The 14010-nt window shown below is 58.0% G+C and carries 15 protein-coding genes; 6 read left to right on the top strand and 9 right to left on the bottom strand.

Annotated features, from left to right (window positions below):
* Positions 1-302: 302 nt before the first annotated feature.
* The 3 genes from MPRO_RS16855 to MPRO_RS16845 all read right to left on the bottom strand — a co-directional run bounded on the left by MPRO_RS16855 (position 303) and on the right by MPRO_RS16845 (position 2485).
* Complete coding sequence (locus MPRO_RS16855) at positions 303-611, bottom strand: EthD family reductase (RefSeq protein WP_067295429.1); 309 nt, start codon at positions 609-611, stop codon at positions 303-305.
* Between the two features lie 114 nt (positions 612-725).
* Positions 726-1280, bottom strand: coding sequence for a carboxymuconolactone decarboxylase family protein (locus MPRO_RS16850; RefSeq protein ID WP_067295426.1), 555 nt, complete (start codon positions 1278-1280; stop codon positions 726-728).
* A gap of 344 nt (positions 1281-1624) precedes the next feature.
* Positions 1625-2485: a phosphotransferase gene (locus MPRO_RS16845; RefSeq protein WP_158651848.1), complete on the bottom strand. Its 861-nt coding sequence runs from the start codon at positions 2483-2485 to the stop codon at positions 1625-1627.
* A gap of 168 nt (positions 2486-2653) precedes the next feature.
* Between MPRO_RS16845 and thiB the strand changes: the two genes are divergently transcribed.
* The 3 genes from thiB to MPRO_RS16830 are packed head-to-tail and all read left to right on the top strand — an operon-like array spanning position 2654 to position 5815.
* On the top strand, positions 2654-3637 hold the full coding sequence (gene thiB, locus MPRO_RS16840) for a thiamine ABC transporter substrate binding subunit (protein WP_067295416.1): 984 nt from the start codon (positions 2654-2656) through the stop codon (positions 3635-3637).
* Complete coding sequence (locus tag MPRO_RS16835; protein WP_082708909.1) at positions 3613-5214, top strand: ABC transporter permease subunit; 1602 nt, start codon at positions 3613-3615, stop codon at positions 5212-5214. Before thiB ends, MPRO_RS16835 begins: the two co-directional genes overlap by 25 nt.
* On the top strand, positions 5207-5815 hold the full coding sequence (locus tag MPRO_RS16830; RefSeq protein ID WP_067295411.1) for an ATP-binding cassette domain-containing protein: 609 nt from the start codon (positions 5207-5209) through the stop codon (positions 5813-5815). The genes MPRO_RS16835 and MPRO_RS16830 overlap by 8 nt, the downstream gene beginning before the upstream one ends.
* 8 nt (positions 5816-5823) lie before the next feature.
* Here the strand turns inward: MPRO_RS16830 and arfB are convergent, their stop codons facing one another.
* Positions 5824-6237, bottom strand: a complete 414-nt coding sequence (gene arfB / locus MPRO_RS16825) for an alternative ribosome rescue aminoacyl-tRNA hydrolase ArfB (RefSeq protein WP_067295408.1) — start codon at positions 6235-6237, stop codon at positions 5824-5826.
* Positions 6238-6470: 233 nt separating this feature from the next.
* Here arfB and MPRO_RS16820 point away from each other — a divergent pair, with 233 nt between their 5' ends.
* Complete coding sequence (locus tag MPRO_RS16820; RefSeq protein ID WP_067295407.1) at positions 6471-6974, top strand: CHRD domain-containing protein; 504 nt, start codon at positions 6471-6473, stop codon at positions 6972-6974.
* A gap of 136 nt (positions 6975-7110) precedes the next feature.
* Here the strand turns inward: MPRO_RS16820 and MPRO_RS16815 are convergent, their stop codons facing one another.
* Positions 7111-8175, bottom strand: a complete 1065-nt coding sequence (locus MPRO_RS16815) for a hypothetical protein (protein ID WP_067295405.1) — start codon at positions 8173-8175, stop codon at positions 7111-7113.
* A 169-nt stretch (positions 8176-8344) separates the two neighbouring features.
* Between MPRO_RS16815 and MPRO_RS16810 the strand changes: the two genes are divergently transcribed.
* The gene (locus MPRO_RS16810) at positions 8345-9310 is read left to right on the top strand and encodes a Gfo/Idh/MocA family protein (protein ID WP_158651847.1); all 966 of its coding nucleotides are present in this window, start codon (positions 8345-8347) and stop codon (positions 9308-9310) included.
* A gap of 31 nt (positions 9311-9341) precedes the next feature.
* Here the strand turns inward: MPRO_RS16810 and MPRO_RS16805 are convergent, their stop codons facing one another.
* From MPRO_RS16805 to MPRO_RS16790, 4 genes are read right to left on the bottom strand one after another with little or no spacing between them, the layout of a single operon-like run.
* Complete coding sequence (locus MPRO_RS16805) at positions 9342-10517, bottom strand: aldose 1-epimerase family protein (RefSeq protein WP_067295399.1); 1176 nt, start codon at positions 10515-10517, stop codon at positions 9342-9344.
* 2 nt (positions 10518-10519) lie between these two features.
* Positions 10520-10996, bottom strand: a complete 477-nt coding sequence (gene gloA2, locus MPRO_RS16800) for an SMU1112c/YaeR family gloxylase I-like metalloprotein (protein ID WP_067295396.1) — start codon at positions 10994-10996, stop codon at positions 10520-10522.
* A 41-nt stretch (positions 10997-11037) separates the two neighbouring features.
* Complete coding sequence (locus MPRO_RS16795; protein ID WP_082708907.1) at positions 11038-11826, bottom strand: metal-dependent hydrolase; 789 nt, start codon at positions 11824-11826, stop codon at positions 11038-11040.
* 57 nt (positions 11827-11883) lie between these two features.
* On the bottom strand, positions 11884-12231 hold the full coding sequence (locus tag MPRO_RS16790) for a DUF4144 family protein (protein WP_067295392.1): 348 nt from the start codon (positions 12229-12231) through the stop codon (positions 11884-11886).
* Between the two features lie 215 nt (positions 12232-12446).
* Here MPRO_RS16790 and fucP point away from each other — a divergent pair, with 215 nt between their 5' ends.
* Positions 12447-13766, top strand: coding sequence for an L-fucose:H+ symporter permease (gene fucP, locus MPRO_RS16785; protein ID WP_067295389.1), 1320 nt, complete (start codon positions 12447-12449; stop codon positions 13764-13766).
* The last annotated feature ends 244 nt before the right edge of the window (positions 13767-14010 follow it).

Here is a 14010-nt window from a genome sequence, read left to right as displayed (position 1 = left end):
TGCGCCCAAACAGGTTGAGAATGCATTTTTCACAGTCGAAAACGCCACCGAATTCAGGCTTTACGAGTACAAAATTTAACTTGTAGTACTTCCTTTCGGGGGCATGGTCTATATGCCGCATCACCTTGTGATCGGTGGGATAGGTCACAAGATTGACGGAAAACCTGGACGAGCTAAATATCACTCTGTTTCTGACTTTGGCGACCAAAGGTACTTCTTCCTATACGAACGCAAGCGGGACTACAGAACCTGCCCTGAAAGCAGCTTGAGCGCCCAGCAGTGCGGGCGCGGAATCGCTCGGCTTACTGAACTATTTCGCTAATCTGCAGCTGCGGCTGGACATTGGTGTAGTTGGTTACATCGGCTAACAGCCTTGGCGCATGATGCATAAAGGACTGAAGAGCCCCTTCCATAGACTCAAATGTCAGGTGCGTCATTGCGATATAGGGTGCCGCTTTACCGGAAGGCCCTGCAAGACCGAAGTTAACCTCAACGCCTTTTAGCGCATCACCAAGCAACTTGACCACCAGCGGTTTGTGGGATGTCAAAAAATAATCAGTGTCGAAATGGATATCGGCACCCTTGGGATACATTACAGACACTTTAATCATTCAGGCCACCTTGAAAGTCAGACCCTTGCTGAAAATTCTGGAAAAATTAGCTAAGTAAACAGAGCGTCAGCTGACAAATCCCCCAGGCGGCGCCCTGCCTTCAACTTCAAACACTCAGCCTTGCTTTTGCCAGGAGAACTTCTCAAACGCTTTATCGACCGGCGTGTTGGCGAGGTGGTTTACATAGTTGCTCATCACCTTCTGCGACAGGCCCAGTACGATTTCGAGCAGCTGGCGCTGAGCGTATCCTGCCGCAAAAAAGGTTTCAACTTCAGCTTCGCTCAGGTGGCCGCGATTACGCACTATCGCCAGAGTCGTATCGTGCAGTACCTGCAACTTTTGCGTGGGCATGGCGGTGCTGTTACGCAGCGCTTCAGTCAATGCGCCATCAACCTTCATCATGTGCGCGATACCGGTATGAGCCGGTACACAGTAATGGCACTCATGCTCTACGTTGATGGTCTGCCACACCACGGTCAGTTCATCCTTGTCGAACGAGGTGTTCTGGAAGAATTCGTGCAGCAGCTTGTAGCCTTCCAGCAGCCCAGGTGCTTCTGCCATTACGGCGTGCAGATTGGGAATCATGCCGAAACCTTTGAGGGAATCCTCCAGCAGCGGCTTGCTGTCGGCTGGGGCGGATTCCATAGTGTGAAGCTTAAATTCAGTCATGATCTCTCCTGGTGTGATCCAAATAAATCTGTTGTCGGGCCGCTCTATTGGTAAGCAGCCCTTCTTGCAACAACTTGATCATTTGTTCAAGTTAGGACTATGGTAATCCAACATGAACGACCGTTCAAGTCTTAATTTGAGCGATCGATCAAGATGATGTTATGTCCCCGCCAAAGCCGCTTGTGCGGAATACCCCATGGGAATGGGCGACACTGTACTCTAAGCATTGTTTTTAATATGGCCGCAGGTTGCAGGCCCGAAGAGACCTAGCCCAACAATGGACCATTGATGGGTTTCTCTTCGCTGCATCCTACTTGGTCGAGATCGGTGGTCCAGTAGGGACGTCAGCCCGCCACCGTTAATTCAGGCTGTTTGAACAGCCGCAGGGTGTCGCGCATCAAATCCGCCATCTTGCGGTCAGTGCCGGCCAGGCCACGGGCCCAGTACCAGAGACATTCCAGCGCTTCACACAGCCAGCGCGCCCTCATCAGACCGTCCACCAACTGTGTTGCATCGATAGTCGCAAATGCCGGCAGCGCAGCGATATCCTCCGCCTTCATGCCACAGCGCTGTATCAGGGCGGCGGCATCAAACCAGGCAGAGCCAAGAGCCGCATATTCCCAGTCCACCACCACCAGCGCGCCTGCGTTCAGGCACAGATTGCCGGGATGCAGATCATGGTGCGTCAGAACCTGGGGGATCTCGGGCAACAATGCCAGCTCCCGTGCTGCGCGAACCACCAACTGCTGCAGGGCGCGCTCCATCGGCAGGCCGACAAGCTGGGCGCCGTAGCCTGCGAGCAGAGCGTCGTAATCCATTACCAGGCTCTTTTCCTGACCTGCTACATCCACATCCAGTTCAAGTCCCTGCCAGGCGGACACGGCATCACGCAGTTGAGCGCGCTGCGCTCTGGTCAATTCACTTACAGGGCTCTCGCCATGCCAGCGGGTCAGCAGCCAGCCATGATCACCCTCTGCGCTGGGCTGCACGGCACAGTGCAGTACCCAGGGCGCCCAGGGCTGCCCCTGCAGCTGTGCCAGCACATCGGCCTCGCGCCTGCGATCAACGCCAGGCACCTGCTCGGGCGCAGCATTCACCCGCAGCACCAGCGAGTCGGCGACCGAACTATAGAGCCTATTGCTGCTGCCACCGGCCATGGGCTGCCACTGTGGCGATACCGAGGCCAGCTCAGGGTGCTGTTGCATATATAGGTGAATCGCAGACTGAACGACGGGCTGTACGGCGGAAAAGGGCGCTGCTTGCATGACTGAAACTACCGGCTGCGTTAGAATCCGGGCCCATTACAGACCCACGGTCGGCGCAGTGTACCTGCCATGATGTCCGGCGTCTGCCACCGGCATTGAAGGATTAGCATGAAAACTATTATAGGCCTGTGCTCAGCACTGGCGTTCGGACTCACCCAGGCCAGCCAGGCCGCGGATCTGCGCGTCTATACCTATGACTCTTTCGTATCCGAATGGGGGCCAGGTCCGCAGCTGGAACAGGCCTTCGAAGCCCAGTGCGGCTGTGATCTGGAATACGTGGCGGTGGAAGACGGCGTCAGTATCCTCAATCGGCTGCGGATCGAGGGCGAGAACAACAAGGCAGATGTGATTCTGGGCATTGATGATGGCCTGAGCGTGGACACCCGTGCCACCGGGCTTATTGAGCCCCACGGGCTGAGCATTAGCCCATTGCGCCAGGAGCTGGCCTGGCAGGACGACAGCTTCGTACCCTTTGATTTTGGCTACTTTGCCTTTATCTATGACAGCAGCAAAATCAGCCAGCCGGTAACCTCTCTGCGGGCGCTGATCGAGTCCGATGCCAGCGTGATCTACCAGGACCCGCGCACCAGCACCCCGGGCCAGGGCCTGATGATGTGGGTCAAGGCGGTCTACGGCGATGAAGCGCCGGCGGCCTGGCAACAGTTATCCCGCCATACGGTCACGGTCACCAAAGGCTGGTGGGAAGCCTATAGCCTGTTTCTCGCGGGCGATGCCGACTATGTGCTGAGCTATAACACCTCGCCGGCCTACCATGTGGTGGCCGAAAACAAGACGCAGTACCGCGCCGCTCCGTTCAGTGAAGGTCACGTGGCACAGATAGAACTGGCCGCCATCACTAGCACCAGCCAGAACAAAGACCTGGGACGCGACTTCCTGCAGTTTCTGGTATCCCCCCAAGCCCAGGCCATTATCCCTGTCACCAACTGGATGCTGCCGGTGATAGACAATGTTGAGCTACCGCCGGTATTCGGCGAGCTAATCAGCCCCCAGCGTATTGGTTTTAGCGCCGAAGAAGCCGGTGCCTCGCGCCAGCAATGGCTGCGTGAGTGGCGCAGCAGCGCCGCACAGTAACTGCCGCTATGCTTGCTGCCGGCATGCTGGCCCTGGGGTTCAGCCTGGCTGTCACCGTACTGGCGTTCTATGGCCTGATCGGATTTGATAGCTCGGGGACTGAGAGCCGCCTGGACACCCGCCTGCTATCAGATGGTTATTTTCACAGCGTTGTCTGGTTTTCCATCAAACAGGCGGGCTTGAGCGCTCTGCTGGCGCTCGTTCTCGCCTGGCCCGTGGCGAGAGCACTCTATTACAGCCCAGGGCTCTGGTTGCGTCAGAGCTTTCTGAGCCTGTGTGTGCTCAGCTTCGTGATGCCAACACTTATCCTGATAACCGGACTGGTGGCGCTGCTCGGGCGCCAGGGACTCATCAGCCCCTGGCTTGGACAAGACTGGAACCTCTACGGCCTGCCCGGCATCCTGATCGCCCATGTGTATCTGAACCTGCCCTTTGCCATTCGAGTACAACTCTTGCAGCTGCAGCATATTCCCGACAGCAGCTGGAAGCTGGCAGCACAGCTCAAGCTCGGAGCCTGGCAGCGCTTGCGCCTGATCGAATGGCCGGCCCTGCGTGCCGGCATGCTGCAGCTGTTCGGTTTTGTGTTCGTGCTCTGTTTTAACAGCTTTGCCGTGGTGCTGGCCCTCGGTGGCGGACCTCGAGCCACCACCCTGGAAGTGGCAATCTATCAGTCCCTCAAGTACGACTTCAATATCCCCGAAGCCCTGACGCTGGCCTGGACCCAGCTGCTGATTGCCGGCAGCCTTTTCCTGTTACTGAACCGACTCGGTGGTAACCAGTGGCTGGGCGTTGATAGTACCCAACAGCACTGGACACCCAAACCCGGTGCCGCCATGCAGCGCCTGCACCGGCTGCTATACGCCACGGCCGCGCTGGCGCTGCTGTTACCATTGCTGGCCCTGGTGCCCGGCGTACTACAGGTGAACCTGGCACGCTTTGACTGGCTGGCTATAGCCCGGCCTGCATTCATTACCTTGCTCATCGCAGCCATTGCCGGTACTGGCGCCCTGTTACTCGCCTACGCCACGCTGTTGCCCTCGCGTTTTGCTCGCACTGAAGGCCGCAATACCCTGGCGCTACTGTGCGACTGGCTGAGTACCCACGCCCTGGTGGCACCGGCCATGGTGGTGTCGGTCGGGCTCTATATTTTGCTGCTGCCGCGCCTGGATCTGGATCACTGGGGCATGCTGTTTGTGGTGCTGCTCAATATGGTGCTGATCCTGCCCTATGCCGTGCAGCAACTGCGCCCCCGACTGCTGCAGTTCGACCGTCAGTATGAGCGTCTGGTGCGCTCACTGAAACTCGGATTCCAAGAGCGCCTGCGCATTGAGTGGCCTTATATGCGCCGCGCCTGCATCACCAGCTTTGCGCTGATGCTGCTGCTTGCCATGGGGGATGTGGCGATCTTTTCCATCTTCGGCACCAGCGACTGGACCACCCTGCCCTGGCTGATTTACGGCTACGCCGGTACCTACCGCATGGGCGAGGCTTCGGTTGCCTCCCTGCTGTTACTGCTGATTTGTGCACTGGTGGTCTGGCTGTTTCAGCACTTCGAGAAAGGACAACAGGATGCTTGATATAGAGGATCTGCAGGTGCTGCGTGATCAGCAGCCGCTGCGTTATTCACTGCAGGTTCAACGCGGTGAGATTCTGGCCATACAGGGGCGCAGCGGTGTTGGCAAAACCACTCTGCTGGACTGCATCGCAGGCTTTGCATCGGCCCACTGCGGCCGGCTCGACTGGCAGGGCCAATCCCTGCTGGGGCTAGGTGCTGCGCAAAGGCCGGTGAGCATGCTGTTTCAGGATCACAACCTGTTTGAGCACCTGAGTATTGCCGACAATCTGAGCCTGGGCCTCAGTGCAACGCTGCCTAAAGAGACCCTGCAGTCGGCGCTCGATACGCTGGAAGTGGCCGAGTTGCTGGCACGCAGGCCCACTGAGCTGTCCGGTGGCCAACGCCAACGCATTGCGCTGATTCGCACCCTGTTGCGCCCCGAACCCATAGTGCTGCTGGACGAGCCCTTCGCCGAACTCGACCCCCACAGTCGCCAGCGCGCCACCGACTGGACAAGACGCACCGCCAAAGCGGCACAGAAGACGCTGCTGATGGTCACCCATCAGTATGAGGATGTGCAGCAAGTCGCTGACCGCGCCATCATGCTGCTGGGCATAACCTAAACCAGTCGTTAGTGATCAACCCGGCCGCGCAGCGACTTGGTCTTGCCCTGCCTGGTTTTACTGTCAAGCCTGCGCACCTTAGAGCCCTTGGTTGGTTTGGTGGGGCGGCGGCTTTTCTGGACCACCATGGCGCCGAGAATCAGATCCCGCAGGCGGTTGAGCGCATCCTCGCGATTGCGCTCCTGGGTACGGTGCTGCTGCGCCTTGAGCACCACCACACCATCCTTGGTAATGCGCGAGTCCTTTATTTCGAGCAGCCTTTCCTTGTAGCCCTGCGGCAATGATGACGCCCTGATATCAAAGCGCAGATGCACCGCGCTTGAGACCTTGTTGACGTTCTGCCCACCCGCGCCCTGAGCCCGTATGGCATTGAGCTCAATTTCGTCGTCGGGTATGGACACATGGTTGGTGAGTTTTAGCATGGAGAGGGCTTAATTCCGGCATTGACGATAATGCTGACACCATACCGATTGACCACCGCACTGTCAGCCTCGGCAGTACTTTGGCAACGGAGCCAGACCTCTGTTTAGGTTTTATTTGCGCTTTTTTGCACCTTGATACATCCAAAACGCGCCCAGTAGCGTAATGGTAGTCAAGGAGGCCAGCGACGGACGACGGCCACCTCGCCATTTTCAGGATCTATAAGGAATACAGCATGAAACTGCAAAATAATTATATCGCCGCCGCTGTTCGCACCAGCCTGTTGGGACTGCTGGTCGCCAGCGCACCCCTGGCTCTGGCCGGTCACACCAACACCCTGCTGACCGCATCCCTCTCGGGGGACCAGGAAATTGGTGCCATGGGCGCAAGCGATGGCAAGGGACACGCCATGGTGTTTGGCGTCGATGGCGACGAAATGACCCTGTGTTATGCACTCCAGGTTTCGGGCATTGAAATGGTTCCGGTGGGTTCCGGCATGGCGGCCCATATCCATCATGGCAAGAAAGGCAGCAACGGCCCCGTGGTCGCAGCCCTGGCAGGGCCGGAAGACGGTGATGCCGCTGACTGCGTGAGCGAATACGAGAAAGGCAAGTTTCCGACCCACGAATCCGGCATGGTGAAACGCATCCTGGCAAACCCGGGCGACTACTACATCAACGTGCACAACCCGTCACACCCCGGCGGCGCGGTCCGGGGTCAGTTGCAAGCGGCGCAGTAACAACAGCCGCAGCACCCATACACTCGATGAATTAGAAATAACGCTGGAGACCCAAAAACCGCTGCTCTTGAGTTAACTCAAGGACAGCGGTTTTTCGCGTTTAACGACCAGGCTTTCGCCTCAGCTTGATGCCACCTCAAGCGGCCTTCACCAGCAGTGCCACCCCCTGGCGATACCCCAGACCACCGTTACCGTGCACCAGGCCAATATGCTCATCACCCTGCAGCAGGCGATGATGCATGCTGATCAAGCCGTTCAGCGCAGGGTTGTTCCAGGCGCCACGCGCCAGGTTCATGCCACCGGTAATAGTCACACTGTGACGGGCAAGGAAATCCGGCATCTCATCCAGTACATCGATAAGACCACTGACCTGCAAAAATGCCATGGGCACAACAGGAAAGCAGGTATAGGTTTCCAGTAGCGCATCGCCTGCACGAAAGCGCTGGGCAAAGTCGATGCCGGCCATAGAGCAGCAGGCATTGTAGGCGCTGCGCAGATGATCGTAACCGGCAATTTCGGCTATATGATCACGGCCATCCCCTGCCAGACGGCGCAGCCCCACGCCCTTGATTTCGATGCGCTCGTTTTGCGGCACATTCAGAGTGTTTACCAGCGCCTCACTGCAGATAAGCAGACGGCCGCTGAAGTCCACCATCGGGTTAGCGCAATCCACGCCACGAAACAGTGCGGTAACAGGCTCATACCAGGCATCCGCCGGCAGCTCAGGCGAGTTGCCCTCGCCGCTATGGCTGTCCAGGTAGGTCGTGCTGTAGTTTTCGAACAGGCATTGGGCCAGTTCGCGAAAGCGTTCGGCATCCAGATTCTGGCGTGCCAGATAATTCTCGGCCAGCTCAGTGTAGGCCTGGGTCAACGGGTAGTCAGCACCATAGACCGCCATCAGCCGATGCCGTTCTTCACGGCTATAGCCACTTTTGATCAGATCTTCACCGCGGATAAGCACCGCCTGGGTACCTTCACCGATCAATGCATGGGCGCGGGCCAGGGCTTCGATGGGCGCACAACCGCTGCGAAAATGATCCTCGGGTTCCGGGCTGTGCCAGTCAGTACTCAGGGGCTCAATCACAAGCTCATGGATATCCAGGCCCTGGGCGCGAATGCGGGCTTCCAGATCCAGACAGTGCTGTTGCGACCCCAGCGAATCCAGGGTACGAACGGCGGCGACAATCAGGGCTCGGGTCATGCGGTTATCCCCTTGAAAACGAGCACCGAGCATAACACCGTTTACGTTTACGTCAACTTAGTGAATAAGCAACCTCTGAGTCACTGATCAACCGTCTGTTAAGCCTTGACTTGATGGCGGGCCAAGGGGAAAGTCCTAGCGGCCTACATCAGTCAGGGAGTATTAATCAGTGATTCGATTCGGAATTATGGGCAGTGCCAAGATAGCCCGTACCCAGGTAGCACCGGCCATTCTGGAAGCCGGCTATCCCATTCAGGCGGTGGCATCACGTTCGCTTGACCAGGCCCAGGCCTTCGCCCAGAGCGTGGGTGCGCCCAGCAGCTACGACAGTTACGAGGCACTGCTGGCTGACGATCAGGTAGATGCGGTCTATATTCCACTGCCCAACCACCTGCATGTGCCCTGGGCCATCAAGGCCATGGCCGCCGGCAAACACGTTCTGTGTGAAAAACCCATTGCGCTGAATTCCGACGACCTGCAGCCACTACTCGATGCCGCAGCGAATTTCGACGGTACCCTGATGGAAGCCTTTATGGTGTGCCATCATGCCCAGTGGAGTGCCATCCACCAGCGCATTCTGCCCGCCATCGGCGATCTGCGAGCGCTGCATGCGGTGTTCAGCTATGGCCTGAGTGATGCAGCCAATGTGCGCAACGTGCCCGAATGGGGCGGCGGCGGCCTGTTGGATATCGGCTGCTACGCGGTGCTGGCCGGACGCTGGTGCTTCGGTGCCGAGCCCGTGGGCGTGCAGAGCAGCATCGATCTTGACCCGCAGTTTGGTATCGACCGCCAGACCAGTGCCCTGCTGGACTATGGCCAGGGCCGCACCCTGAGCCTGACCGTCTGCACCCAGGGCGCACGCTATCAGCGTCTGCTAATGCTGGGCAGCAAGGGTTGGGCGGAACTGGAGATTCCCTTTAATGCCCCCAACGAAGGCGTGCGTATTCGCCTGGCGCCAGAAGGCGGACTCGGTGGCGGCGAAGTGATCGAGATTGCACCGCAGAACCAGTACGCGAGCATGGTCAGCGCCTTTGCCCAGCAGATCGAATCCGGCAAGGCTTGGAATAATCTGGAGCAGTCCAGTGCCGTTATCCAGGTGCTGGACCGCATCCGCGCCGCTGCCAGCCAGGTCTGATAACCCTTCACAAGAGACGCAGTCCCTGCCGTCAATCGAGGAGATTCACCAGCGGCTGCGTTTTGACCAGGGGCTCGGTGTCGCCCTGCAGGGCCTGAATCTGTTTGAGCGACCCTGACACTGTTTCTGGCGTTGTCAAAAAGCCAAAGCGCAGCGAGAACTGGACCGTTTCACCTGGCTGGATACTGGGAACAAGGCCCAGCGGACGCTGGTAACGCCTGTTGTACGCGAAACTGCTGCCAGGTTCGATACCCATAACGTAGCCCTGCCCCGGCAGATCGGTATTCTTCCAGATCGTCAGCACCGGCAGGGTATCGGCCTGGTACGCCACTTCGATCCCCAGGCTGGCATCGGCGTTATGCAGCAGAGAGCGGGTCTCGCCCTGCTCATCACTGAGCGGGCGCACATTGAACACCATTTCATCAAAATCACGGGTTGGCGCAGGAATCTGGTTCCAGTCATCCAGCCCTTTTACGGCATAGTCATTGAATGGCGACAGCTCGGCGACCGGCACATGCAGCTGGCCACCGGCTTCGAGCACAGGTGCACCGAAGTTGTTGTGGTAGATCACCTGATATTCCCGTGCATAAACACCCTTGTTGGTGAGGCTGTCCTGCACCTTGAGGTAGGGTTCGCCGGGCACCATGGACAGGTGCATCCAGACTTCGAAATTGGTGGACTTGAAGCGCTTTTCGTCCACCCGCCCCGACAAAGTCACGCGATAGGGAGGGTCACGCTCAATGCGCAGCAAGACGCGCGACGCCGGGGTATTCTGGATGCGGCCGTGCAAGGTCAGAAACTCGTCACCATCCTGGCCCGGATGCCCGGCCCACTGATAGCCGCAACGAACCAGCATTTCGTTAAAGCCGTCGAGCCAGCCGAGGCCGCCCGAGGCCTCCTGATTGATAAACGCCGGATTCACGACCTCGCTGACCGGGGAGTCCCAGCCAAAGCGGGTGGCACCCTGAACAACATCCAGCACCGCCATGCCGCGACAGGGCACCACGCGTAGCGTCATTTCACCCACCGACAGGGTGATCAGTCTGACACCCTGCTGCTTGCCACCTGCAAGGGTGGTTTGCTCGATGCGAATGGGCACCTTGCTGTCTATCCCCAGCGATTCTGATGTCACGCAGAAATCACCGGCATCGAATGCGGTTTCACTATCCAGAATGGGCCATTCAAGGACAAGCGGCGAGGTCGTCATGATCAGTTGTTCCTCTGATTATTCACCAGACCGGGCCCTGCTGAAACTTCGTACAGCTCCAGCGGCAGCGCATCCGGATCCTTGAAAAAGGTGAAGCGCTGACCGGTGTATTCATCCACCCGGATCGGCTCCACAGCCACCTGGTGCGACTCAAGGTAGGCTATGGCAGTATCGATATCTGCCACGGCAAACGCCAAGTGACGCAGACCCTGGGCTTCGGGGGTACTTGGTCTTGGTGGCGCCTGCGCAAAGGAAAACAGCTCTATGCGCGCACCGCTGGGCAGCCGCAGATCCAGCTTGTAGGAATCCCGGGCAGCTCGGTAATTTTCGTCAATAACTTCAAGCCCCAGCAAATCAACATAGAAGTGGCGTGAGCGGGCATAGTCATGGCTGATGATCGCCACATGGTGAATACCCATCAAGCCGAGGGACGCCTGAGTCTCACTCTTGTCTGGACCTGTCACCTTGCACTCTGTCATGCATGTCTCCTGAGTATGTGTTCAAAGAAAGAGCCAGGGCATCAGACGGCGCGCAAATCCTGCCACCCCCGGCGCAGCCAGGCCAGTACATCCTGCACACTCTGCACATCCACCGCCAACATATCCAGGCCAGACACCCTAAGGCTTTCCAGCACATGCCCTAGACTTTGCGGCAACGCAAGATCCAGCCCCTGCAGCCAGGCGCTGGCCCCAGGACTCAGCCAGAAACCGCCCAGGCTGCATAACAGCATCAGCAGCGACAGGCCCGGGCGCTGCCAGTCGGTTATTTTAAGCGCCGTGCCGAAAGAACGTTTGATGCGCATGCCCGACAAATCCACGCTGTAAATTTCATCCAGCAACAGATGCACCGTAGCCCCCATGACCACAAATCCGCCAATCCCCCAGGCCAGGCGGGCATCCAGTGCAAACAGGTGGTAAGACATCAAAACAGCGATAACGCCAAACAGCAGATTGGCCAGCAGGCTGTGCAGCATGCCACGGTGAACGGTAATGCGGGCAAACAGCCATAAAAGCACAAAGCGCACCATCAGGTAGCCGCTGCCGGCCAGCAACACGACCTGCCAGGCCGGCAGCGTCGTCATCCAGTAAAACGCCAGCAAGCCCGCAACCAGGGCACCGAAAAGCCGAAAGACGATACGCAGGGCCAGGGACTCATCGGAATCAATATCCGGCAGCAAACCACCCAAAGTACCCGCCAGCCAGTAGCAAAACGCCTCTGCGGGCGTCGCCATGCCGGTGGCCAGCGCCGCTATACCGAGCCCGCCGCTGATCACGGTGGCAACGAGTGTATGGGTTTTAAAGTCAGCCATGATGTCCTGTACGAATGCTTAGAGTCAGGCAAAGTGTGTTACAGGAATCATTTTTTATCAATCAGTTAAGTGCGCTACAAGATGTATAGCTTCACTTATAGTCCTGGCCCCTAGCTTGCCGACACAGCAACTGTTCTGCAGCGCCGCATGGCCGCGCACCAGCGCCAGTATCTGGGGCAGCGTCAACAGCTCATCACTGCGTTCTGGAATCACTACAGCGCCGGTACAACACAGCCAGTACACACGCCCCTGGCTATCGATCAGCCGATCACCGGGTTGAACGCCGCGGTAAAAGTGCGTCTCCAGCGCACGACTGGCCCAGTCATCCGGGGATGCGATAAAGCTCAGCTCGGCATCGTCCTGATGCTGCACCAGAGCGGGGAAAAGAATGCTGTCTGTAGTCATTGCGCGCCTCCCTGAATGCCAAAGCGCTCATAGTAGCAGCCCGGCTGAAATCTGCCTGCTACTGAGGCTGCCATCCTATACAGATTAGCAAATAGCCAGATTACAAAAATTACAAAGCGTCGCCGCGCCGTTCATTTAAGGTTGATATTGCCGTGGCTCAATGTCACCTGAAACCCAACTGCCGCCCTGCGGCCGCTTTAGTGACAAAGGCGCCTATGAACAAGAAAACACCACTGGTCTTTCGGGACATGATTCTGCCCTTTATTCTGCTAACCACCTGCTTCGCAGCCTGGGGTGTAGCTGCCAACATGACGGATCCGCTGGTCAAGGTGTTCAGCAAGATCTTCACCATGAGCTCGCTGCAGTCCGCCCTGGTGCAGTTCGCCTACTACGGTGCCTACTTCTGTTTGGCACTGCCGGCGGCCTTTATCAACCGGCGCTTTTCGTACAAGACAGGGGTTCTGACCGGGCTTGGCTTCGCAGCACTCGGCGCTTTCATGTTCTACCCTGCAAGCCAGACACTGAGTTACGGCTTCTTTCTGGCAGCCCTGTTCATTCTCGCCGCAGGCCTGTCGATACTCGAAACCTCGGCCAATCCCTTCGTGATCGCCATGGGCCCCACGAGCAATGCCACCAAACGGCTAAACCTGGCCCAGGCGTTCAATCCGGTCGGCTGCAACCTGGGGGTTTTCCTCGGTGCTTCACTGATACTGACGCAGCTAAACCCCGCCACAGCGCTGGAGCGCGCTGCCATGCCGGCAGAGCAGCTGGTTGCCATTCAGAGCGCCGAACTTGATGCCGTGATGCTGCCCTACGTCGGCATGGCCTTTGTACTGCTGCTGATCTGGGTACTGGTGGCACGCATGTCAATGCCGCGCGCAGATGACGCTTCCACCGCTAAGACTCAGGATAGCCAGAACGGAAAAATCGAGTTTCGCGCCACTCTCAAGCGCCTGTTTCGTAATCGCCACTACCGCTTTGGTGTGCTTGCACAGTTTTTCAATGTCGGCGCCCAGACCTGTGTCTGGACCTTTACAATCCAGTACGTCATGGATGCACTGTCGGTCGACGAAGTACGCGGCGGCGACTTCCTGCAGTACAGCCTGATCCTGTTCCTGCTGGCGCGCTTTGTCATGACCTGGCTTATGGGCTATGTCCGTGCCAGCGCCCTGCTCGCAGGCCTTTCGGTACTGGCCTGCGTGCTCTGCCTGATCATGATCGCCAGCCCCAATATGCTGGGTGTCTGGGCCATGGTCGCCATTTCCGGCTGCCTGTCGCTGATGTTCCCGACCATTTACGGCGTCGCCCTTGAGGGCCTGGGGGAAGACACCAAATTCGGTGCCGCGGGCCTGGTGATGGCCATCCTTGGCGGGGCTATTCTGCCCCTGTTCCAGGGCGCCATTATCGATAGTTACGGCAGTGCCCTGTCCTTTATCGTACCGGCACTGTGCTTCCTGGTGGTCGGACGCTACGGCTTGTTCGATCTGAAATCCAGTGAGCGCAACACGGGCGCAATCGCCGTGCCTGCTCGCTAAAGCGGCAGCAAAGCAACCACTGGCAACTGCAACACCCGATAAACAACACCCGGCCCTGTGCCGGGTGTTGTTGTTTGTGCCGCCAAATTGATATTAAAGCCTGTTTGCTGCACAGCTGAGCGCTGGATCGAAACTCAGCTCTAAGCAGGGCTGAATAAAACAGCCGAGCACAAGAGCCCCAAACGCAAAATGCGGGACCTGCAGGCCCCGCATTGTATATTTCGCATTAATCAGCGACTGCGCA

It is taken from the genome of Marinobacterium profundum (assembly GCF_001528745.1).
Classification (GTDB): Bacteria; Pseudomonadota; Gammaproteobacteria; order Pseudomonadales; family Balneatricaceae; genus Marinobacterium_A; species Marinobacterium_A profundum.
The sequence above is the reverse complement of the archived record's forward strand: the minus strand, read 5'-3'. Positions and strand labels throughout refer to the sequence as shown.

Excerpts from the sequence above, each read along its gene's own strand:
- MPRO_RS16805 (WP_067295399.1), bottom strand. The coding sequence starts at position 10,517 with ATGACGACCTCGCCGCTTGTCCTTGAATGGCCCATTCTGGATAGTGAA.
- MPRO_RS16790 (WP_067295392.1), bottom strand. The coding sequence starts at position 12,231 with ATGACTACAGACAGCATTCTTTTCCCCGCTCTGGTGCAGCATCAGGAC.
- fucP (WP_067295389.1), top strand. The coding sequence starts at position 12,447 with ATGAACAAGAAAACACCACTGGTCTTTCGGGACATGATTCTGCCCTTT.
- thiB (WP_067295416.1), top strand. The coding sequence starts at position 2,654 with ATGAAAACTATTATAGGCCTGTGCTCAGCACTGGCGTTCGGACTCACC.
- MPRO_RS16845 (WP_158651848.1), bottom strand. The coding sequence starts at position 2,485 with ATGCAACAGCACCCTGAGCTGGCCTCGGTATCGCCACAGTGGCAGCCC.
- MPRO_RS16795 (WP_082708907.1), bottom strand. The coding sequence starts at position 11,826 with ATGGCTGACTTTAAAACCCATACACTCGTTGCCACCGTGATCAGCGGC.
- MPRO_RS16855 (WP_067295429.1), bottom strand. The coding sequence starts at position 611 with ATGATTAAAGTGTCTGTAATGTATCCCAAGGGTGCCGATATCCATTTC.
- MPRO_RS16850 (WP_067295426.1), bottom strand. The coding sequence starts at position 1,280 with ATGACTGAATTTAAGCTTCACACTATGGAATCCGCCCCAGCCGACAGC.
- arfB (WP_067295408.1), bottom strand. The coding sequence starts at position 6,237 with ATGCTAAAACTCACCAACCATGTGTCCATACCCGACGACGAAATTGAG.
- gloA2 (WP_067295396.1), bottom strand. The coding sequence starts at position 10,996 with ATGACAGAGTGCAAGGTGACAGGTCCAGACAAGAGTGAGACTCAGGCG.
- MPRO_RS16820 (WP_067295407.1), top strand. The coding sequence starts at position 6,471 with ATGAAACTGCAAAATAATTATATCGCCGCCGCTGTTCGCACCAGCCTG.
- MPRO_RS16815 (WP_067295405.1), bottom strand. The coding sequence starts at position 8,175 with ATGACCCGAGCCCTGATTGTCGCCGCCGTTCGTACCCTGGATTCGCTG.
- MPRO_RS16830 (WP_067295411.1), top strand. The coding sequence starts at position 5,207 with ATGCTTGATATAGAGGATCTGCAGGTGCTGCGTGATCAGCAGCCGCTG.